The sequence below is a fragment of the Frateuria sp. genome (assembly GCF_035944355.1).
GTDB lineage: Bacteria > Pseudomonadota > Gammaproteobacteria > Xanthomonadales > Rhodanobacteraceae > Frateuria_A.
In genome coordinates, this window is the sequence record NZ_DASZBH010000006.1 from 39514 (window position 1) to 61466 (window position 21953).

Sequence of the window (21953 nt, forward strand, 5' to 3'; positions counted from 1 at the left end):
ATCCGATGAGCGCACAAGCGAAGTCCGCCGGCACTCGTCGCAGCTTCACCAGCGACCCGCTCTGGTACAAGGACGCGATCATCTACCAGGTGCACGTCAAGTCGTTCTTCGACGCCAACGACGATGGCGTAGGCGACTTCCAGGGGCTGATCGACAAGCTCGACTACATCGCCGAGCTGGGCGTCAACACGCTGTGGCTGCTGCCGTTCTACCCCAGCCCGCGACGCGACGACGGCTACGACATCTCCGAGTACAAGGCGGTGCACCCGGACTACGGCAAGCTCGCCGATGCGCGGCGCTTCATCGCCGCCGCGCACGCCCGTGGCCTGCGCGTGATCACCGAGCTGGTGATCAACCACACCTCCGACCAGCATCCCTGGTTCCAGCGCGCGCGCCTGGCCAAGCCCGGTTCGGCCGCGCGCAACTTCTACGTGTGGTCCGACACCGACCAGGCCTATGCCGGCACGCGCATCATCTTCCTGGACACGGAGAAGTCGAACTGGACCTGGGACGCGGTCGCCGGCCAGTACTTCTGGCACCGCTTCTTCTCGCACCAGCCCGACCTCAACTTCGACAACCCGGCGGTGATCAAGGCCGTGCTGGGCGTGATGCGCTTCTGGCTGGACATGGGCGTGGACGGGCTGCGGCTGGACGCGGTGCCCTACCTGATCGAGCGCGAGGGCACCAACAACGAGAACCTGCCCGAGACGCACGCCATCCTCAAGCTGATCCGCAAGGAGATCGACGAGCACTATCCCGACCGCATGCTGCTGGCCGAGGCCAACCAGTGGCCGGAGGACACCCAGGACTACTTCGGCAGCGGCGACGAATGCCACATGGCCTTCCATTTCCCGCTGATGCCGCGCATGTACATGGCGATCGCGCGCGAGGACCGCTTTCCGATCACCGACATCATGCGCCAGACGCCGGCGATCCCGGACAATTGCCAGTGGGCGATCTTCCTGCGCAACCACGACGAGCTGACGCTGGAGATGGTCACCGACACCGAGCGCGACTACCTCTGGCAGACCTACGCCAGCGACCAGCGCGCGCGCATCAACCTGGGGATACGCCGCCGCCTCGCCCCGCTGATGGAGCGCGACCGCCGCCGCATCGAATTGATGAACTCGCTGCTGGTGACCATGCCCGGCACGCCGGTGCTGTATTACGGCGACGAACTGGGCATGGGCGACAACATCCACCTGGGCGACCGCGACGGCGTGCGCACGCCCATGCAATGGTCGATGGACCGCAACGGCGGATTCTCGCGTGCCGACCCGGCACGGCTGGTGCTGCCGCCGATCATGGATCCGTTGTACGGCTACCAGGCGGTCAACGCCGAAGCGCAGGCGCGCGACCCGCATTCGCTGCTCAACTGGACGCGCCGCGTGCTGGCCGTGCGCAAGCGCTACAAGGCCTTCGGCCGCGGCACGATCCGCTTCCTCTATCCGGGTAACCGCAAGATCCTCGCCTACCTGCGCGAATACGAGGACGAGCAGGTGCTGTGCGTGGCCAACATGTCGCGCAGCCTGCAGGCGGTGGAGCTGGATCTGGCCAGCTTCGAGGGCCGCGTGCCGGTGGAAATCGTCGGCGGCACCTCGTTCCCGCCGGTCGGACGGCTGCCCTACCTGCTGACCTTGCCGCCGTTCGGCTTCTACGCCTTCCAGCTGTGCGCCAATGCCCAGATGCCGCCCTGGCACCAGGTGCCGGCCGAGCCGATGCCGGACTACGAGACGCTGGTGCTGCGCGGGCCGCTGGCCGAAGGCCCGGTGATGGCCCACCACCGGGGCGCGCTGGAGCGCGACGTGCTGCCGGCCTACCTCGGGCGGCGGCGCTGGTTCGGCGCCAAGGACCGCGGCATCGCCTCGCTCAGCATGATGTACAGCCAGCCCTGGCCGGACCGCGGCGAGGACCTGGTCGTCTCGGAGATCATCGCCACCTTGAACGACGGCAGCATCGAGCGCTACTGCCTGCCGCTGGGCATCATCTGGGAAGACGAGAACCCGCCCGCGCGCGCCCAGCAGCTGGCGCTGGCGCGTGTGCGCCGCGGCCGTCGCGTGGGCTACCTCACCGACGGCTTCGTGCTGGACGCCTTCGTCTCCGGCCTGTTGCGCGGCCTGCGCCAGCGCACGGAACTGCCGCTCAAGCGCGGCGGCGTGATCCGCTTCGCCGGCACGAACGCGCTCGACGCCATCGATTTCCCGGACGAGCAGGCGAACCGCTGGCTTTCGGCCGAGCAGTCCAACAGTTCGGTGATCGTGCACGAGCGCGGCATGCTCAAGCTGTACCGGCACATCGCGCACGGCATCAACCCGGAACTGGAAATGGGACGGCATCTCACGCGCGTGGGCTATGCCCATACGCCGCCGCTGCTGGGCGAGGTGCTGCACGTGGGCGCCGACGGTATCCCCTCGGCGCTGGCGGTGCTGCAGGGCTTCGTGCGCAACCAGGGCGATGCCTGGCGTTGGACGCTGGACTACCTGCGGCGCACCTGGGACGAGTTCAGCCACGCCGCCGACGACGCCTCGCGCGCCGAGATACTGGCCGACTACGACAGCTTCGCCGCCGCCGTCGGCACGCGCCTGGGCGAGCTGCACGCGGTGCTGGCGCAGCCCAGCGAGGACGAGGCCTTCCGCCCGGCCACCGCCGGCGAGGACGACACCGCCGGCTGGGCCGCCGATGCCCGCACGCAACTGCAGCGCGCGATGGACGCGCTGGAAAACCTCGATCCTCGAGCGGGCGACCTGGGCGTGCAGCGTGACCGCCTGCTCGCCCGGCGCGAGGCGCTGTGCCGGCGCATCGACGCGCTGGCCTCGCACGGAGTGGGCGCACTGCGCACGCGCGTGCACGGCGATTTCCACCTGGGCCAGGTGCTGGTGGTGCCGGGCGATGCCTGGCTGATCGATTTCGAAGGCGAGCCGGCGCGGCCGCTGGAAGAGCGGCGCATCAAGACCACGCCGCTGCGCGACGTGGCCGGCTTCCTGCGCTCGCTCGACTACGTCGCGGCGGTCGCGCTGCGCGGGGAGGAGGGCGTGGCGCCGGTCGAGGATCCGCTGTACGCGCCGTTCCTGGAGCGTTTCCGGCTGCGGGCCTCGGAGGTGTTCCTCGCCGCCTACGTCGCGGTGCTCGAACGCGCCCCGGTACGCTGGGTCGGCGCCGACGCGCTGGTGCCGCTGCTGCAGTTGTTCCTGCTGGACAAGGCCGCCTACGAGATCGCCTACGAGGCCGCCAACCGTCCCGGCTGGCTGGGCGTACCGCTGCAGGGCCTGCTGCGCCTGACCGACGAGGCCGCGATCGAGGAGCGGGGCGCGTGAATACCGACTTCGCCCATCCCGGGGCGATCGACCCGGGCGCGATCGAGGCCTTGCTGCAGGCGCGCCATGGCGACCCGTTCTCGGTGCTCGGCCCGCACGGCGCGGGTAGCGAGCGCGTGGTGCGCACGCTGCAGCCGGGCGCGCAGGCGGTCGAGGCGATCGACGCCCAGGGCCGGGTGCTCGCCACGCTGGCGCCCATGGCAGACGGGCTCTTCGCGGGCGCGGTGCCGGGCGAGGGCCGCTACCGCCTGCGCGTGCGCTGGCCCACGGCGGTGCAGGAGCTGGACGATGCCTATGCCTTCGGCGCCGTGCTCGCCGAGCACGATCTGGACCTGCTGGCGCAAGGCCAGCATCCGCAGGTGTATCGCCAGCTCGGCGCGCATCCGCACGCGATCGACGGCGTGGGCGGCGTGCGCTTTGCCGTGTGGGCGCCCAACGCGCGGCGGGTGAGCGTCGTCGGCGATTTCAACCATTGGGACGGCCGCCGCCACCCGATGCGCCTGCGCCTGCCGCAGGGTGTGTGGGAACTGTTCGTGCCCGGCCTGCTGCCGGGAGCGCGCTACAAGTACGAGATCCTGGGCGCGGACTTCGTCGTGCGGCAGAAGGCCGATCCGGCCGCGCTCGCGGCCGAGGCGCCGCCGGCCACCGCCTCGGTGGTCGCCTCCGATGCGCCGTTCCCCTGGACCGACCACGCCTGGATGGCCGAGCGCGCAGCGCGCCAGCGGCTGGATGCACCGCTGTCGATCTACGAATTCCACGCCGGCTCCTGGTGGCGCGACGAACAGGGCCGATCGCCGGGCTGGGACGTGCTGGCCGACCGGCTAATCCCCTACCTGGTCGGCATGGGCTTCACCCACCTCGAGCTGTTGCCGATCGCCGAGCACCCCTTCGGCGGCTCCTGGGGCTACCAGCCGCTGGGCCAGTACGCGCCCACCGCGCGCTTCGGTCCGCCGGAGGCCTTCGCACGCTTCGTCGACCGCTGCCACGAGGCGGGCCTGGGCGTGATCATCGACTGGGTGCCGGCGCACTTTCCCACCGACGCGCACGGCCTGGCGCACTTCGACGGCACGGCCCTCTACGAGCACGCCGATCCGCGCGAAGGCTTCCACCAGGACTGGAACACGCTGATCTACAACCTCGGGCGCAACGAGGTGTCCGGCTTCCTGATCGGCGGCGCGCTGGCCTGGGCCGAGCGCTTCCACGTCGACGGCCTGCGCGTGGACGCGGTCGCCTCGATGCTCTACCGCGACTACAGCCGCAAGCACGGCGAATGGGTGCCCAACATCCACGGCGGGCGCGAGAACCTCGAATCGATCGCCTTCCTCAAGCGCTTCAACACGGTGCTGCACCAGCGCCATCCGGGCGTGCTCACCATCGCCGAGGAATCGACCGCCTGGCCCGGCGTCACCCGCGCGCCGACCGAAGGCGGCCTGGGCTTCGACTACAAATGGAACATGGGCTGGATGCACGACACGCTCCAGTACATGTCGCGCGATCCCATCCACCGGCGCTGGCACCACCACGAGATGACCTTCTCGATGGTCTACGCCTATTCGGAGCATTACGTGCTGCCGCTTTCGCACGACGAGGTGGTGCACGGCAAGCGCTCGCTGCTCGGCCGCATGCCCGGCGACGACTGGCAACGCTTTGCCAACCTGCGCGCCTACTACGGCTTCATGTGGGCGCACCCGGGCAAGAAGCTCCTGTTCGCCGGCGCCGAGCTTGCCCAGCCGACGGAGTGGAACCACGATGCGCAGTTGCCGTGGGAGCTGCTGGACGACGCCCGCCACCGCGGCGTGCAACGGCTGCTGCGCGACCTCAACCGCCTGCTCGTGGAAGAGCCGGCCTTGCACGCCTGGGACGGCGACCCGCGCGGCTTCCGCTGGGCGATCGGCGACGATGCGACCAACAGCGTGTTCGCCTGGCTGCGTTTCGCCGAAGGCGCGCGGCCAGCGCTGGTGGTGAGCAACCTCACGCCCACGCCGCTCTACGACTACCGCATCGGCGTGCCGCGCGACGGGCCGTGGCGGCTGGCGATCAACACCGACGCGGGCGACTACGGCGGCTCCGGCGTGGGGCAGGGCGAAGCGCCGGCCGAGCCGGTGCCGGTCCACGGCCAGCCTTACTCGCTGGCGCTCACGCTGCCGCCGCTGGCGACGATGATCTATCTGGCGGACCGGACATGAAGCACCCCGCTCCGCCTCCCCCCATCCGCCTGTCGGCAGCCTCCCCCGCGCAGCGGGGGAATGCTCGCGAACGAACGTTGCGGCAGCGTGCACCGATCCTTCCCCCGCCTGCGGGAGAAGGCGCCCGAAGGGCGGATGGAGGAGGCCGTACCTCGGCCCGGCATGCCGGCATTCCGCCGGCGAAGGAGCTCCGCTGATGCCGACCCTCCCCGAGCGCATGCAGGCCGGCGCGCCCTATCCGCTGGGCGCCCATTGCGACGGCATCGGCACCAACTTTGCCGTGTTCTCCGCGCACGCCGAGCGCATCGAACTGTGCCTGTTCGATCCGTCCGGCCGCCGCGAGATCGCCCGCTACGAACTGCCCGAGTGCACCGACGAAATCTGGCACGGCTACCTGCCGCGCCTGCGCGGGGGCCAGCTCTACGGCTACCGCGCCTACGGCCCGTACGAACCGGAGCAGGGCCATCGCTTCAACCCGAACAAGCTGCTGCTCGATCCCTATGCGCGCCTGCTCGCCGGGCAACTGCGCTGGTCGGACGTGTTGCACGGCTACCGTGTCTCCTCGCCCCGGGCCGACCTTTCCTTCGACCGCCGCGACAGCGCCGCGGCCTGCCCCAAGGCGGTGGTGGTGGACGAGCCCATGCACTGGGAAGGGCGTGGCCGCCGCCCGCACACGCCCTGGTGCAAGACCATCGTCTACGAGGCGCACGTCAAGGGGCTGACGCGGACGCTCAAGCGCATCCGTCCGCACGAGCGCGGCACCTTCCTGGCGCTGGCCGACCCCTACGTGATCGACCACCTGGTACACCTGGGCGTCACCGCGATCGAGCTCCTGCCGATCCACGCCTTCGTGCAGGACCGCCGCCTGGCCGAGATGAAGCTGCGCAACTACTGGGGCTACAACACGCTGGCGTTCTTCGCGCCGGAGCCCTCTTACCTCGCCGAGGGCGCGCTCAACGAGATCCGCGCCGCGGTGCAGGCGCTGCACGTGGCCGGCATCGAGGTGATCCTGGACGTGGTCTACAACCACACCGGCGAAGGCAGCGAGCTCGGCCCCACGCTCTCCTTCCGCGGCCTGGACAACGCCAGCTACTACCGGCTGCTGCCGGACGACCCGCGCCATTGCATCAACGACACCGGCACCGGCAACACCCTCAACACCGCACACCCGCGCGTGCTGCAACTGGTGATGGACTCGCTGCGCTACTGGGTGAACACCTTCCACATCGACGGCTTCCGCTTCGACCTGGGCGTGACGCTCGGCCGCGAGGCCAACGGCTTCGATCCCAACTGCGGCCTGTTCGACGCCATGCGCCAGGATCCGCTGCTCAACGGCGTCAAGCTGATCTCCGAGCCCTGGGACGTCGGCCTGGGAGGCTATCAGCTGGGCAACCACCCGCCCGGCTTCGCCGAGTGGAACGGCCAGTTCCGCGACGACGTGCGCCGTTTCTGGAAGGGCGACGCCGGCCTGCGCGGTGCGCTGGCCGGACGCCTGCAGGGCTCGGCGGAACTGTTCGACCACCAGCACCGCCGCCCGTGGGCTTCGGTCAACTTCGTCACCGCGCACGACGGCTTCACCCTGCAGGACCTGGTCAGCTACGAGCACAAACACAACGAGGCCAACGGCGAGGACAACCACGACGGCGCCAACGACAACGAAAGCAGCAACCACGGCGCGGAAGGACCGACCCAGGATGCCGCCATCCTCGACGCGCGCGGCCGCGCCAAGCGCGCCATGCTGGCCACGCTGCTGTTCTCGCACGGCACGCCCATGCTGCTGGGCGGCGACGAGTTCGGCCGCACGCAGGGCGGCAACAACAACGCCTACTGCCAGGACAACGAAATCTCCTGGTTCGACTGGAAGCTCGCCCAGTCCGACGGTGGTCGCGCGCTGGCCGAGTACGTGGCGCGGCTGATCCGCCTGCGCGAACAGCACCCGACGCTGCGCGCCGCCGGCTTCATGCACGGCGGCGACGACGTGCTGCCGGGCCTGCCGCCGGTGTCCTGGTTCAACGAGAGCGGCAGCCCGATGCGCCAGAGCGATTGGGAATACGCCGAAGGCCGCCTGCTCATGCTGCGCCGTGCGCTGCCCAAGGGACGGCGGCACGTCGACGTGACCCTGCTGCTGATCAACGGCACCGGCGAGCCGCACCGTTTCACCCTGCCGGAGCCTAAGCTGCCGTGGCGCCTGCGCATCGACAGCGCGCATCCGGAGCTGCCCGAGCGCAACGTGGACGAGGGCGCGCTCGAACTGCTTGGCGCCGGCGTCATGCTGCTGTCCGCCGCACCGCGGCAGGACGGCGCATGAGCGGGCATTTCCGCCACGCCATGCCCTACGGGGCCGAGCTCGTCGACGATGGCCGCACGCGTTTCCGGCTGTGGGCGCCGGACATCGGCGAGCTGCGGCTGCAACTCGACGACGACCGCGTCCAGCCCATGCGCGCGCTGGACGACGGCTGGCACGAAGGGCTCTGTACGGCACCGCCCGGAACGCGCTACCGCTACCTGTTGCCCGACGGCCTGCGCGTGCCCGATCCGGCATCGCGCCTGCAGCAGGCCGGCGACGTGCACGGCGCCAGCGTGGTGGTCGACCCCTGCGGCTACGCTTGGCGACACGCCCGCTGGAGCGGCCGGCCCTGGCACCAGGCGGTGATCTACGAACTGCACGCCGGCGCCTGCGGCGGCTTCCGCGGCGTGCAGGCGATGCTGCCGCGCCTGCACGCGCTGGGCATCACCGCCGTCGAGCTGATGCCGATCGCGCAGTTTCCCGGCACCCGCAACTGGGGCTACGACGGCGTGCTGCCGTTCGCGCCGGCCGCCGCCTACGGCACGCCGGACGAGCTGAAGGCGCTGGTCGACGCCGCGCACGGGCTGGGCCTGATGATGATCCTGGACGTGGTCTACAACCACTTCGGCCCGGACGGCAATTACCTGGGCCAGTACGCCGCGCCGTTCTTCCGCACCGACGGTGCGCCCACGCCCTGGGGCGCGGCGATCGACGTGGCGCAGCCGCAGGTGGGCGACTTCTTCGTGCACAACGCGCTGTACTGGCTGGAGGAGTTCCGCTTCGACGGCCTGCGCCTGGACGCGGTGCACGCGCTGCACAACCCCGCCTGGCTGCTGTCGCTGGCGGCGCGCGTGCGTGCCGCGACGGGGGAACGGCAGGTGCACCTGATCCTGGAGAACGAGGGCAACCAGGCGCACCTGCTGGGCGCGCGCTGCTTCGACGCGCAGTGGAACGACGATTTCCACAACGCCCTGCACGTGCTGCTGACCGGCGAACGCGCGGGCTACTACGGCGCCTACGCGGACGACCCGCTGGCCAAACTGGTGCGCTGCCTGGCCGAGGGCTTCGCCTGGCAGGGCGAGCCGATGCGCGGCAAGCCCCGCGGGGAACCGAGCTCGGCGCTGCTTCCGCTGCGCTTCGTCGATTTTCTGCAGAACCACGACCAGATCGGCAATCGCGCGCTGGGCGAACGGCTGACCACGCTGGCCGACCCGCTGCGGCTCGAAGCCGCTTACGCTTTGCTGCTGCTCACACCGATGGTGCCGCTGCTGTTCATGGGCGAGGAGTGGGGCAGCCGCACGCCGTTCCTGTTCTTTGCCGACTATCCCAGCGAGGAACTGCGGCGGGCCGTGCGCGAAGGCCGCCGCAAGGAATTCGCCGAGTTCGGGGTGGTAGACGGCTTGCCCGATCCGCAGGCGCCCTCGACCTTCGAGCGTTCGCGGCCCGATCCGCGCGAAGCGTCCAGCCCGGCCGGCGCCGCGCGCCTCACGCTGATCCGCCTGCTGCTGGCGCAGCGCCGGCAGTGGCTGGGGCCGCGACTCGGGCGGGCGCGGCCGTTGGGCGCGCAGGCGATCGGCACGCAGGCGCTGCGGGCGCGCTGGCAGATGGACGAGCTGCAACTGCACGTGTACTGCAATCTGGGCGAGCGTGAGGTTGCCGTCGACGCCAAGGCAACACCCGATGCGCGATGGTTGCATGGCGGGGCGCCGGCAATCGCCGCCTTGGCCGAAGGCCGCCTCGCACCCGCCAGCACCCTGGTCTACCTGGAAACTTCGGCATGAGCTTCGCCGCCTCCGGCCGCATGCGACCGGCCGCTACAGCAGAAGTGCGGTCCACGCGCGGCCGCATGGCCACTGGCTGGGGCACCGCGTGAGTGGCTACGACATCCGCCTGGTCGAGCTGGCGGGGCAGGCCGGCGTCGACGTGCACTGGCGCGATGCCAATGACCGCCCGCAGGAAGTGAGCCTTTCCACGCTACGCGCGGTGCTTGCCGCGCTGGGACTGCCGTGCGACAGCGACGGCGACCTCGATGAGAGTTTCGAGCGCCTGCGTCGCGAGCGCGAGGGAACGGCCCTGCCACGCCTGCTCGTCGCGGACGCCGGCGGCTCCTTCGAGTTGCCGCCCGCCACCGGGGCACGGCGCTACCGCACCGAGGACGAGCATGGCGTCCCGGTGGAAGAGGGCACGCTGCCGGCCGGCGAGCGCGCGTTGCGCGCGCCGGCGACGCCGGGCTATTACCGCCTGCTGCTGGACGATGCCGAATGCACGCTGGCGGCGGCGCCGCCGCGCGCCTTCGGCATCGGCGACGTCACCGGCGCGCGCCGGCCCTGGGGCGTGGCGGTGCAGCTGGCCAGCCTGTTCCGTCCGGGCGACGGCGGCATCGGCGACTTCACCGCGCTGGAGCAATGCGCCCGTGCCGCCGCGGCGCGCGGCGCCGATGCCCTGGCGATCAGCCCGGTGCATGCGCTGTTCGCCGCCGCGCCCGAACGCTACAGCCCCTATGCGCCCTCCAGCCGGCTATTTCTCAATCCGCTCTATGTCGATCCCGCGCGCGTGGGCGGCGGGGCGGCGCTGCGCACGGTGACCGACGCTCACAACCTGCGCCAGGAACTGGCCGAGCTGGAATGGCTGGACCTGATCGACTGGCCGCGCGCGGCGCGCGCACGGATGACGCTGCTGCGCGCACTGTTCGATTGGTCCTCGGCCGATTCGAAACTCACCCAGGAGCTCTCCGCGTTCCGGCAAGAGCAGGGCGAGGCGTTGGAACGCCACGCGCGTTTCGAAGCGTTGCAGTTGCATTTCCGCGCGCACGGCACGCCGGGCGGCTGGCAGGCCTGGCCCGCCGACTACCACGATCCGGCCAGCCCCACGGTCGCCACCTTCGCGCGCGAGCACAGCCGCGACGTCGCCTTTCATGCCTTCCTGCAGTGGCTGGCCATGCTCGGGCTGGCCGACGCACAGCGCACCGCGCGCGAATCGGGCATGGCGATCGGCCTGGTCTCGGACCTGGCGGTCGGCACCGACGCCGGCGGCAGCCAGGCCTGGAGCCACCAGGGCGAGATGCTGCACGGCCTGTCGGTAGGCGCGCCACCGGACCTGCTCAACCGCAACGGACAGGACTGGGGCCTGACCACCTTTTCGCCGATCGGCCTCAGGCGCGGCGGCTACGCCGGCTACCTCGCGATGCTGCGCGCGGCGCTGGCGCATGCCGGCGGGGTGCGCATCGACCACGTGCTGGGGCTCAAGCGCCTGTGGCTGGTGCCCAGCGGCGCCGGCGCCACCGAGGGCGCCTACGTGCGCTATCCGCTGGACGACCTGCTGCGCCTGCTGGCGATCGAATCGCATCGCTGCCGCGCCGTGGTGATCGGCGAGGACCTGGGCACCGTGCCGGCCGACTTCCGCCAGCGCATCGCGGGCGCCGGCGTGCTCGGCATCCGCGTGCTGTGGTTCGAGCGGGCGGCCGACCGTGGCTTCATCGCGCCCGTGCACTGGTCGGCCGAGGCGATGGCCACCACGTCCACCCACGACGTGCCGACCGTGGCCGGCTGGTGGAGCGGACGCGACATCGAATGGCGCGTCCGCGCCGGCCTGGCCGAGCCGGGCGTGGACGAGATCGCCGAGCGCGAGGTCGACCGCGGCCGGCTATGGCGCGCGCTGTGCGCTTCCGGCGCAGCCCACGATGCGGGCGGTTCGCCGGACGAAAACCGCCCGCCCTCGCCGGATGACGTGCAACCCGTGGCGATAGCCGCCGCCGGCCACGTGGCGCGCGCACCTGCGCCACTGGTGTTGATCCCGGCCGAGGATCTGCTCGCGCTGCCGGAGCAACCGAACCTTCCCGGTCCCACCGACACCTTGCATCCGAACTGGCGCCGCCGGTTGCCCGAAAGCGCAGCGACGCTCTTCGACGGGCCGGTGGCGCAAGCGTGCTGCAACGCCGTCGCCGCAGCTCGCACGACCCCATGAACCGCAAGCTGCCCGGCCTGCCGCCCCATCACTCGACCACGCCGGGTAAGCAGGCGAGGGTTTTCCCGCAAGACCTGCGGCAAGTTCCGCTTCGATGGGGCAGGGCTCGCCCCGCGCACAGGGGGGTCGGGCCGGAGGCCGCCCCATGAGTGACCCATCGCCCGCGCCCAACCCGCCACACGCGCTTGCGCGCCTGCAATTGCATGCCGGCTTCACTCTCGACGATGCGGCCGAGCGGGTGGACTACTACGACACGCTGGGCGTGAGCCACCTCTACGCCTCGCCGCTGTTCGCCGCGCGCCCGGGTTCCTGCCACGGCTACGACGTGATCGACTACCACCGCATCAATCCCGAGCTCGGTGGCGAGCCGGCGCTGCGGCGGCTGGTCGCGCGCCTGCGCACGCACGGCATGGGCCTGGTGCTCGACATCGTGCCCAACCACATGTTCGCCGGGCCCGGCAACGCCTGGTGGATGGACGTGCTGCGCCTGGGCCGCGCCAGCCGCTACGCCGGGTATTTCGACATCGACTGGCACAGTCCTGACCCGCTGGTGCGCGGCCGCGTGCTGCTGCCCATCCTCGGCAAGCCCTACGCCCAGGCGCTGCGCGATGGCGACGTGCGGCTGGTCCACGACGAGGCGGGTTTCGCGCTGCGCGTGCACGAGGCCGCGTTGCCGCTTTCGCCGGCGAGCACGCAGCCGCTGGAGCGGGCAGGGGAGCCGGCCGCCGTGCTGGCCGCGCACGACGCCAACGGCGCGGCGGGGTTCGATCGGTTGCATACGCTCATCGATGCGCAGCATTACCGGCTGGTGTTGTGGAAGCTCGCCAACGACACGATCGACTACCGCCGGTTCTTCGACATCAACGAGCTGGCCGGCATGCGCATGGACCGTACCCGCGTGTTCGAGGACAGCCACGCGCTGGTCTTCCGGCTGTACGCCGAGGGTCTGATCGACGGCGTGCGCATCGATCACATCGACGGCCTGGCCGACCCGCACCGCTATTGCCGCCAGCTGCGCCATCGCCTGCGCCGCCTGCAGCGCCAGCGTCCCGCCGGCGCGCCGCCGGGACCGGCCTACGTGGTGGTGGAGAAGATCCTGGCCGAGGGCGAGCGCCTGCGTGGCACCTGGCGCACGGATGGCACCACCGGCTACGAGTTCATGGACCAGGCCGGCGCGCTGCTGCACGACGCCGCGGGCGAGGACATGCTCACGGAACTCTGGCAGGCGATGAGCGGCGAGCGGGCCGATTTCGCCGCGGTGGCGCGCACGGCGCGGCGGCAGATCCTGGTCGACAGCTTCGAGGCCGAACTCGATCGCACGGCGCGCGCCCTGCTCGACGCGGCGCGCGCCGACCTCTCCACCCGCGACGTGAGCCTGCCGGCGATCCGCCGCGTGCTGGTGGAGCTGCTGGTGCATTTCCCGGTCTATCGCACCTACGCCGGCGGGCTGGGCCGCGATGCGGCCGACGAGTCGGTGTTCCAGCAGGCGTACGGCCGTGCGCACCGCCACGTGCGCATCGAGGACCGCGAGCTGCTGGCCGAGGTGTCGGCGTGGCTGGGCGGGCAGTCGCCGCGCGGCCTGCCGCCCGGCCGCATGCGGCGCGCGCGCGAGCGGGCCATGACGATCTTCCAGCAGGCCACCTCGCCGATGGCCGCCAAGGCGGTGGAGGACACCGCCTGCTACCGCTATGGCCGGCTGCTGTCGCGCAACGAGGTCGGCGCCGATCCCGGCCGGCTGGCGCTGGACATCCCCGGCTTCCATGCGCTGTGCGCCGAACGCGCGCACGACTACCCGCGCAACCTGCTCGCCACCGCCACCCACGACCACAAGCGCGGCGAAGACGCGCGCGCGCGCCTGGCGGTGCTCTCGCAGGCAAGCGTGGTGGGCGCATGGGCCAGCACCGTGGCGCGTTGGCGCGAGCGCAACGCCCGCCTGCGTCCGCTCGTCGACGAGGCGCCGGCGCCGTCCCCGGCCGATGAATACATGCTCTACCAGACCCTGGTCGGCGCCTGGCCGCTGGAGCTGGCGCCGGGGCAGACCGACGGCGCGCGTGACTTCGCCGACCGGATCGCGCAGTGGCAACGCAAGGCGCTGCGCGAGGCCAAGCGCCGCTCGCGCTGGACGCAGCCGAACGAACCCTATGAAGAAGCCTGCGAAAGCTTCCTCGCACGGCTGCTGGACCCCGCCCACGGCTTCACGGCCGAACTGCACGCCTTCGTGGGGCGCATCGCGGCCGCCGGCGCGGCCAACAGCCTGCTGCAAACCGTGCTGCGCCTGACCACGCCGGGCATACCGGACATGTACCAGGGCACCGAGTTCTGGGACTTCAGCCTGGTCGACCCGGACAACCGGCGACCGGTCGATTTTGCCATCCGACAGGCGGCGCTGAACGAGTCGGCGTCGTGGGACAGGCTGCTGCAGGACTGGCGCGACGGCCGCCTCAAGCAGCGCGTGATCCGCGAGCTGCTGCAGCTGCGTTCCCGCCACGCACCGACGTTCGCGCAGGGCGACTACCGGGCGCTTGCCGTCGCCTCGCCGGACGGCCAGGCCGGCGACCGTCTGCTGGCGTTCCAGCGCACGCTCGATGGCCACGCCATCATTGTGCTGGCCCTGCGGCACACCGCCGAAGTGCTGCTCGACGCCGCCATGCCGCGCTGGGATGCCGCCTCGTCGGCCGCCCTGCTGCCGCACGGCACGCGCGTGCGTGGCCTGAGCCCTGGCCGCTACCGCAACGTGCTTGGGGAGGGCGAGGGCGTGGTGGACACCGGGCTGGACCCGTCAAGCTGGCTCGCGCCCCTGCCGGTGGCCGTGCTCGCGCCGACGGCGTCCTGAGCCGTGGCCGGCGGAGCTCGCCGGGCGTGCCTGTTCGGCGACGCACGAGCGAGCAGCGGCGGCCAGATCGGCCGCCGCTGCGTCAAACCAGGGAAGGGCGCTCGCGCCTCAGATCAGCCAGCAGGTAGCCGGCTGCTTGGTCGAGATATAGGGGAAATCGTCTTCCACCTCGGGCACCGGCACACGCGGCGCACGACGGTCGTCCACCGGCCATTCGATGTCGCGGTGCCGACGCTGGGTCGGCGGGTTATGGTCGGACGGCCAGCGGGGCGTTTGCTCGGGACCCACCGCCGGGCCGTTGATCGTCCAGTCGCGGTCACGGATGAAGCCAGGGTGGTGGCGGATGACGGAAGAGTTGCGGGCGTTCATGGGCATGGCGAAAGGCGTTCTAAAACAACTGGATGAAGTATCTTTTTCCAGCCGTCTACGGAGCGCGAAGGAGTCGCTGCCTCGCGTTTAACGAGGCTGGCCCTCCCGCCCCCGTGCCCGTCAAAGATCCAGTACGCGGTCCAGCCCGCGGTGCAGCCCGACCAGCGAGGACACCTTGCGCACCGCCAACAGCGCGCCATCGACGTACGGCCGCGCGCTGCCGCCCGCATCGTGGCGCAGCGTCAGCTTCTGGTCCGGCATGCCGAAGATCACCTCCGCGCCGATCACGAAACCGGGCAGCCGCAGAGAGTGCACCTGTGTACCAGCGAGCGTCGCGCCGCGTGCCTCGCGCGGTCCGGCGGTCTGCTCCAGCGGCACCGTCGGCTGCGGCGCGCGCACCGCAGCCAGGCGGCTGGCCAATTCCCGCGCGGTACCGCTGGGCGCGTCGCGCTTGCCGTCGTGCGCGTAGTCGATGATCTCCCACTGCGGGATGTACCTGGCCGCCATCTCGGCGAACTTCTGCAGCAGCACCACCGTCAGCGCGAAGTTGCCACAGGCGAGCACGCCCAGGCCTTTCGCCCGCGCGACCGCGTCGATCTGCGCGTAGTCCTCGTCCGAGAGCCCGGACGAGCCGACCACCACGTGCACGCCGCGATCGAGCGCGGCGAGCACGTTCGCCTTGGCGCTCGCCACGCCGGTGTATTCGACGAACACCTCGCAGGGCCGTTCCAGCGCCTGTTGCGCCGTGGCGAACACCGGACAGGCGGGCAGGTTGCCGCCCAGCGCCGCGCTCAGGTCCTGCCCTGCATAGCTGCGCGACACCGCAGCCACGAGGCCGAGGTCGGGCGCCTGCGCGATGGCGCGCGCCAGTTCGGAACCGGCCCAGCCGGTGGCTCCAGCCAGGCATACGCCCAAGGTCATCGTCCTCTCCAGGCAAGGGTGGTCCGGCCGACTCTGAGCCGATCGCGGATCGGCGGCAAGATCCGCCGTTTCACGGTGACCCTGCGATTGCTCGCGCAAGATCCCGAGTCGGCCCGGCCGTCGAGGCCTTTGCGCGGCGGTGCATGACAGCGCCGTTGCGCCCGCAGGCGCAGGGAAGTATACCGGCGCAAACGACTCTGCCGAGCCGCTTCCGCCTACCCTAGGCCATGCCTTTTCCTGCCGCCAGAGCTGCCGACATGGACCATTCGATCATCTCCCTGGTACGCGAAAAGCGGTATCCGATGATCGTCAGGTACGGGGCCGGGCTGCTTTTCGTCGCGGTGGCATTCGTGATCGTGCTGACGTGGGAAGGCCAGTTGCAGCGCTATCCGTTTCCCATCTTCATCCCGGCCATCTTCTTCGCTGCGCTCCTGTTCGAGCGCGGTTCGGGCGTGCTGGCGACGTTCGCATCGGCGGCACTGGCGACCTATTTCTTCCTTCAGCCCGTCCACAGCTTCGCCATGGCCGAAACCGACACGGTGAGCGTCGCGGCGTTCCTGCTGGTTGGAATCGTGATCTCGACGGTAACGGACCGGCTGCGGCGAACGGTCGAAGGCCTGCGCCGGTCCGAGGCGGAAAAGAGCCTGATGCTGGAAGAGGCCGGCCATCGCGTACGCAACGACCTGATGATGGTGTCCTCGGTGCTCTCCCTGCAGGCCCGCGGGCAGGCGGATCCAGCCGTTCGCGCCGCGCTGGAATCGGCGGTGGCGCGCGTGTCGGTGATCGCCAACGCACAGGACCGCATACGCGCATCAGGCAACGGCCAGGGCATGGTCAACCTGTCCGAATACCTGCAATCCCTGTGTGGCCAACTTGGCGACATGCTCAGGGACATCCGGCCCATCGCGATCCGCGTGCACGCACCCGCGGTCACGGTGCAACCGTCCCATGCGGTGCACATCGGGCTGATGGTGAATGAGCTGGTGACCAACGCCTTCAAGTACGCATTTCCCGCCGGGCAGGGCGGCACGGTGCTGGTCGATGTCGAGCGCCATTCCGGCAGTCTGGACATCACCGTCCGCGACGACGGCGTCGGCTGCCCGGACCTTTCCGAAGGCGGCACCGGCTCGCGCCTGGTACGGCTACTGGCAGCGAACCTGGGCGGCACCATCGAACGCATCGTGGTGGACCGCGGGTGCTGCATGCATGTGGCGATACCGATCGAGGCGGAGCGGGCTGGCGCGGTGCAGACGTGATTTTACATAATAGACATTATGCGCAATCTTGGGTGGCTGTTGCGCAGGCCGCCGCTTTTGTCGGCGTCCCCTTAACCGTGTCACCTGACTACTTAACCACGTCAGTCCACGTAACCGCGTCACCTTACGAGAACCTACCGGAGCTTTCTTGCGCCGATCACGGTTAGCGGCCGGTCCAGATGGTGCCCGCTGTGAGGAGCTCGCTTCTGGGGAATTCGTGGACGAGCATCCGCCAGCGCTTTTCTAGCAAAGCGATTTGGCCAGCTTGCCGAGCGATATCATGGGCCCGCTATCGGCCTGGGGCACCTAGGTGGTTTCCGACACCAACACTGCATAGTGATCTGGGTCCGCGCGCTCCAATGCTTGCATAACGCGCCTCACCATACCCCGCGACATCGCAGGGAAATCAGAAAACTCCAGCAGGCGGAGCGTTGATGCGCTATGCGACCCTTCATCCACATACCTTCCTACCGCGCCACGCTCCACTTCATCGTCGAATAAAACGTCGAGCTTGGTCAGGTAGCCCTTCGGTGTGGGCCGCCGAAAGCCGAGATACATCTCCAAGAACCGCCTGAGCAAGTTCGGACAGTTCAGATAAGCGTCAACCTCCTGGCTGGTGCTCGTCTGGAACTGGCGCAGGCAATAGAAGACGTGGTGGTAGTCGGAGCGGAACTTCGCCAAGTGTCCTGGAAGCTCTATCAGCTGGCTGGCGCCGTCAGGCTCTCGGTGGACGAGGTACGCAGCGTGCTCCTTCTTGAACTTCCCACGATCACTCCAGTCCTGCTTTATCGTGTTGAAGAACTCCGAGTTGTGCGTTGAAATGAAGAGTTGCCGACATACCTTCAGGCTCGTGATAAGGAGGTAGGCCACGTCGTAGATGTGGTTGGCGTCCAGGCTACAGATCGGGTCATCCACGAAAACGACCAGATCCTCAAGCCGCTGACCGTTCTGTCCCAAGCTGACCAGAAAGTACGCCAGCGAGATCGCCGTCCGCTCACCGTCGCTCATATTGGTGGCCGGCTGACCTTCGCGAATGAACTGGATCCGATTGTCGTGAGCCTGCTCGACGGATATGCGCGGCCCAAGCAATCGCTTCAATAGCCCACTGATCTGGCTTGCGGCCACCGAGCTACGCTGTAGCTCGGCATTCGCCGTAGTTGCTTGCCCTGCGATCTTCTGCCCAACAGTCTTGATACGCCCCAGCTCCGCTTCAACCTGGCTCAGGAACGCGATCGCTTCTGCCGCTCCGGGGTCGAGCACAAAACGGGCCGCGAAGTGCTCCTTGACTTTCTCGGCTGCAGCCCGGCGTCTGGCGGAAAGTTCGTCACATGCGCGGTTGTGGTCGTCCCTTGCCTGGTGAAGCTCCGCAAGGATAGCCGTCAACTCGGGAGCTCGATCTCCAACCAACTCCACAGTGAATGCCGTCTCCATGGCGGCAAGCTTTTCCCTCAATAGGCGGGCCCAACTGGTACGAATCTGGGTTTCTCGAGCTTCCCAAGTTGCGAGCCGACTCAGTGCCGCTTGGACTTTGGCCCGAACATCAGGAACCCACTCTTTCTCATGCGGAAAGGTGTGCGCCTGCCTAGGCTGTTCCAGCCGCCCGATTGCCGCTGTGACGGCAGCGTGCTGTCGGCGATATTCATCGGAGAAGTGGTTCGCGTAGGCTTCAAGTGCTTGCGCTGCATCGTTTCCACAAAAGGCACAGGTCGTACTGTGCTCATGAAATTGCAGACCGGTGCGTACCCAATCGCTGAGCGCAGGATCGTCAGCCAAGCGCTTGATCGTGTTCTGCCTAGGCGTCTCCCTTAACAACCCAGCGACATCATCTCCCCCAGGCGGAAGCGGAGGCATCACCACTGGCAGGTTACTAATGGGAGCGAACTCATTCTGGTCTCTCGCTTGGTTGACCATTGCTTCTAGGGTGGCAGCGTCTAGAAGATGGTCAGCCGGCGCGGTCAGCCGTTGCTGGATACCTTTCAGATTGGGTGCCCTAAAGTCGCGGACACCCAGCATCGTTCCGCAATCCCTAGCTAGGTCAGTGGCCGCTTTATCTCTGGCGGCGCTGGTCTCACTCTGCCTCGTCTGGACCGAGCGATACATTGCCGCCACGCGTTCCCGCCTCCGGGACAAAGAGGCAATGCGGTTACTCAGCCGGATGTTGTCTTCGCCCACGATGAACAAGGCAGGCGCTTGCGTGTAATCGGCCTGCTGCAGGTTTGCATCGATAAAGTCCCGATTGAAGATGCGCACGGGGATCCGTCCCCGATCCTGCTCTTTCCGGCTATCCAGCACTCCCTGCCCCACGCTGATACGCACATGTGCGCCGGCCGGCAGCCGACTTACGGCCGGACCGTTCAATAGCCCGAAGACACGGGACAGGGTTGTCTTGCCAGAAGCGTTCCAACCATAGATCAGGTTGTAGCGTGCGAAATCTGGCGCTGCGCTCGTCCGTCCGTCGTAGCCGTCCCACACGGCCGCCTGTGAAATGGATTCAATTCGCCGAAGCATACCCCCCCTAAACCCATGGCTCATTATGAGCGCCTAGCAAAGCAATCTGTCCTACGCATCTGAACTTCCGCTTTGGGTCGAGAGCGGACATGCACCCCTACCCCCGATAACTTGCCCTAATCGCCCTGCCCGGCGTGCGGTTCGAAAGCGGGCGTTGCTCGCGCCACGCTGTTGGCGACGCCGGCAAACGACGCGCGCGGCGCGTATCACCGATGGCATAGCTACCTGGCGGCCCGATCCACCTTTCGCTTCAGATCGGCATCATGCGGTAACGACGAAGCTGCGCGCCTTGCCTAGGCCATCTGCCATAACGCGCACAGGCACATCTATGCGCCGATCGTCTAGATACCCGACTGGCCAAGTCTCGACCGGTGGTCGCTGCTGCCGTTTTTAATCGCCGCGATCCTGCTGCTCCAGCTCCATGATTCTTTCGCTGGCGGGACGTCCTACGTCTTGGCCGTGGAGCCCGCTGCAGGCAGCAGCTTCAACAGCAAAGCTTCACTGGCACGCGCACGCTCCTCGCTGGCTCGCGCCAGCGCACGCACTTCGTCCAGCATTAGCTCGCTGGCCTGCGCCCGCAGTGCGAACAGGGCCGCGCCGACCTCATGCGCCACGTGCGCGAACAACTCGCGCTCTTCACTGCTGTAGTGCTCGTCCGGGCGCGATGCGATGATCAGAAGGCCAAGTAACTGTCCACGTACCTGGAGTGGAAAGGCATAGCCTTCGTTTCGCAGCGCGCCCATCCGATCGTGAAGGTCCACTTCCGGCTCGTGGGCGCGCAGGGCGACTACTGCCGGATCATCGTTGTCGACGCATGCCGGCAACACCTGCTGACCGCACTGGTGCGTCAGGCTGAAGCCTTGGGCACCACTCTCGAAAAGCGCCACCCAAGGAGCACCGATGAGGCGTCGCAGTTCGGTGACGGTCAACTCCTTCAATCGTTCCTGGGAACTCACAAACGCTGCCTCGCGGGCGAAGCGGCGTAGCGCGTTTTCCTGCAGATACTGGCGTCGGAAGATCAGGCGTTCGACCAAACCGTCGATCCGCCGATGCACGGTGGTCAGCGAGGCGCCCAAGGCCAATGGCACCAGCAAGTCGAGCACGAGACTGGCGCGTTCGCCCACGGCGATACGCTCGACCAGGCTCTCGAACAGGGCGAACAAGCCGACGATCAGGCTGGTCGTCGCTGCGTATACCAGGGTACGGTTGAGCACCACGCTGAGATCGATCAGGCGGCTTCTCACCACGCCGTAAAGCAACCCGATGAAGGCCAGCGAAAACATGCTGCGAGGGACAATCAGCGATGCGGCGGAACCAAATACGGGCGAGTTGACGAGAAAGATGGCGGCCACGAAGATCGCGCTCGAACTCGTCACCCATTTTAGCCGCAGCCGCTGTGCCGCGTTGGCGCGTGGCAAGACCACGCACAGCATGACCACCGGGATGACGTAGCTGAAGGTCAACAGGAAACCGTAGGCCGGGCGCATCAGCTCGGCCCAGCCGGTCGCGACCAGAGCCAATGGTCCAAACAGCGACTGTACGGCGCCCATCCCAAGCGCGAGGAAAAAAGCGATTCGCCAAGCCTTGACCGCGCGCGGCGTCAGCAGCGGCGCCGCCATCGATACCGCCATAAGGTAAAAGCTGAGCCTGGCCAGCAGGAACATGACGTTGGAGACCAACAGCACGGCCAGGCCGCGCGCGCCATCGGAGGGCACGAATTGCAGCGCAAGGCCGAGCAGGAACGCAATGGCCCAGAGCGCCAGTCCCATTGTGTCCCGTCCGGTTCCTTTCCAGAGGGCAAGGATGGCGATGACCCCCAGGCAAAAGGGATAGCTCAAAAAGCTGTACCAGCCCCAGTCGTACGATCCCATCACATCCATCGTCACGCTGTGTACCGTGACGATCGACGGGGTGTTGTCGCCGGCTGGATGCCGCACGACCAGGCGGTACGTCGCGTCGTCGGGAATATGGTTGAAATTGGCCGATTTGATCAACGCGATCCGCGTGTCCGGTGTTACGGCGGGAAGGTCGATAAGGTCGCCGGGATTCAGATGGGCGGGGAGCTTCACGCCATCGACCGCATCCACCACCGCATCGTGCCCGGCAAAGATGGCGGAGAACGGGAGCTTGGAGCGCTGCTCGGGGTGAAATGCCAGCCAGCCTGAGTACCCCACGGCCACCAGTACAACCAACATGAGCAACCAGGTGTCTTGGCGACGATGCATTTGCTCCCCCCGAACATGCTGTCGTAAAAGGGCCTGCGATGCCTAATTTGCCGAAACTACATGGTCGCGCCGGGAGCTAGCAACGGACGCC

11 protein-coding genes are annotated in these 21953 nt (G+C 68.5%); 7 read left to right on the forward strand and 4 right to left on the reverse strand.

What is annotated here, in order from left to right:
• Positions 1–5: 5 nt before the first annotated feature.
• The 6 genes from treS to treY all read left to right on the forward strand — a co-directional run bounded on the left by treS (position 6) and on the right by treY (position 14583).
• On the forward strand, positions 6–3314 hold the full coding sequence (gene treS, locus VGU03_RS03295) for a maltose alpha-D-glucosyltransferase (RefSeq protein WP_327478628.1): 3309 nt from the start codon (positions 6–8) through the stop codon (positions 3312–3314).
• Positions 3311–5500 (forward strand): 1,4-alpha-glucan branching protein GlgB, encoded by a 2190-nt coding sequence (glgB, locus tag VGU03_RS03300; RefSeq protein ID WP_414655927.1) that lies wholly within the window; start codon positions 3311–3313, stop codon positions 5498–5500. Before treS ends, glgB begins: the two co-directional genes overlap by 4 nt.
• 196 nt (positions 5501–5696) lie before the next feature.
• Positions 5697–7808 (forward strand): glycogen debranching protein GlgX, encoded by a 2112-nt coding sequence (gene glgX / locus VGU03_RS03305; RefSeq protein WP_327478630.1) that lies wholly within the window; start codon positions 5697–5699, stop codon positions 7806–7808.
• Complete coding sequence (treZ, locus tag VGU03_RS03310; RefSeq protein ID WP_327478632.1) at positions 7805–9568, forward strand: malto-oligosyltrehalose trehalohydrolase; 1764 nt, start codon at positions 7805–7807, stop codon at positions 9566–9568. Before glgX ends, treZ begins: the two co-directional genes overlap by 4 nt.
• An 88-nt stretch (positions 9569–9656) precedes the next feature.
• A complete protein-coding gene (gene malQ / locus VGU03_RS03315) occupies positions 9657–11750 on the forward strand; it encodes a 4-alpha-glucanotransferase (protein WP_327478633.1) in 2094 nt (697 codons plus the stop codon).
• Between the two features lie 145 nt (positions 11751–11895).
• Complete coding sequence (treY, locus tag VGU03_RS03320) at positions 11896–14583, forward strand: malto-oligosyltrehalose synthase (protein ID WP_327478634.1); 2688 nt, start codon at positions 11896–11898, stop codon at positions 14581–14583.
• A gap of 108 nt (positions 14584–14691) precedes the next feature.
• On the opposite strand, the gene VGU03_RS03325 is transcribed toward treY, so the two are convergent.
• Together VGU03_RS03325 and dapB are read right to left on the reverse strand one after the other, a co-directional pair.
• Positions 14692–14958, reverse strand: coding sequence for a hypothetical protein (locus VGU03_RS03325; protein ID WP_327478636.1), 267 nt, complete (start codon positions 14956–14958; stop codon positions 14692–14694).
• Between the two features lie 114 nt (positions 14959–15072).
• Positions 15073–15873 carry a 4-hydroxy-tetrahydrodipicolinate reductase gene (dapB, locus tag VGU03_RS03330; protein ID WP_327478638.1) on the reverse strand — a complete coding sequence of 267 codons (801 nt, stop codon included), beginning with the start codon at positions 15871–15873 and terminating at the stop codon, positions 15073–15075.
• 257 nt (positions 15874–16130) lie between these two features.
• On the opposite strand from dapB, the gene VGU03_RS03335 reads away from it, so the two are divergent.
• Positions 16131–17129, forward strand: a complete 999-nt coding sequence (locus VGU03_RS03335; protein ID WP_327478640.1) for a sensor histidine kinase — start codon at positions 16131–16133, stop codon at positions 17127–17129.
• A 306-nt stretch (positions 17130–17435) separates the two neighbouring features.
• Here VGU03_RS03335 and VGU03_RS03340 read toward each other — a convergent pair whose 3' ends face one another.
• Both VGU03_RS03340 and VGU03_RS03345 read right to left on the reverse strand, forming a co-directional pair.
• Positions 17436–19601: an AAA family ATPase gene (locus VGU03_RS03340; protein WP_327478641.1), complete on the reverse strand. Its 2166-nt coding sequence runs from the start codon at positions 19599–19601 to the stop codon at positions 17436–17438.
• 482 nt (positions 19602–20083) lie between these two features.
• On the reverse strand, positions 20084–21832 hold the full coding sequence (locus VGU03_RS03345) for a GAF domain-containing protein (protein ID WP_327478642.1): 1749 nt from the start codon (positions 21830–21832) through the stop codon (positions 20084–20086).
• Between the last annotated feature and the right edge of the window lie 121 nt (positions 21833–21953).

What these genes read in the sequence shown, in the direction of transcription:
- treZ (WP_327478632.1), top strand. Translation starts at nt 7,805, where the DNA reads ATGAGCGGGCATTTCCGCCACGCCATGCCCTACGGGGCCGAGCTCGTC.
- glgX (WP_327478630.1), top strand. Translation starts at nt 5,697, where the DNA reads ATGCCGACCCTCCCCGAGCGCATGCAGGCCGGCGCGCCCTATCCGCTG.
- VGU03_RS03345 (WP_327478642.1), bottom strand. Translation starts at nt 21,832, where the DNA reads ATGTTGGTTGTACTGGTGGCCGTGGGGTACTCAGGCTGGCTGGCATTT.
- VGU03_RS03335 (WP_327478640.1), top strand. Translation starts at nt 16,131, where the DNA reads ATGGACCATTCGATCATCTCCCTGGTACGCGAAAAGCGGTATCCGATG.
- VGU03_RS03325 (WP_327478636.1), bottom strand. Translation starts at nt 14,958, where the DNA reads ATGCCCATGAACGCCCGCAACTCTTCCGTCATCCGCCACCACCCTGGC.
- treY (WP_327478634.1), top strand. Translation starts at nt 11,896, where the DNA reads ATGAGTGACCCATCGCCCGCGCCCAACCCGCCACACGCGCTTGCGCGC.
- dapB (WP_327478638.1), bottom strand. Translation starts at nt 15,873, where the DNA reads ATGACCTTGGGCGTATGCCTGGCTGGAGCCACCGGCTGGGCCGGTTCC.
- treS (WP_327478628.1), top strand. Translation starts at nt 6, where the DNA reads ATGAGCGCACAAGCGAAGTCCGCCGGCACTCGTCGCAGCTTCACCAGC.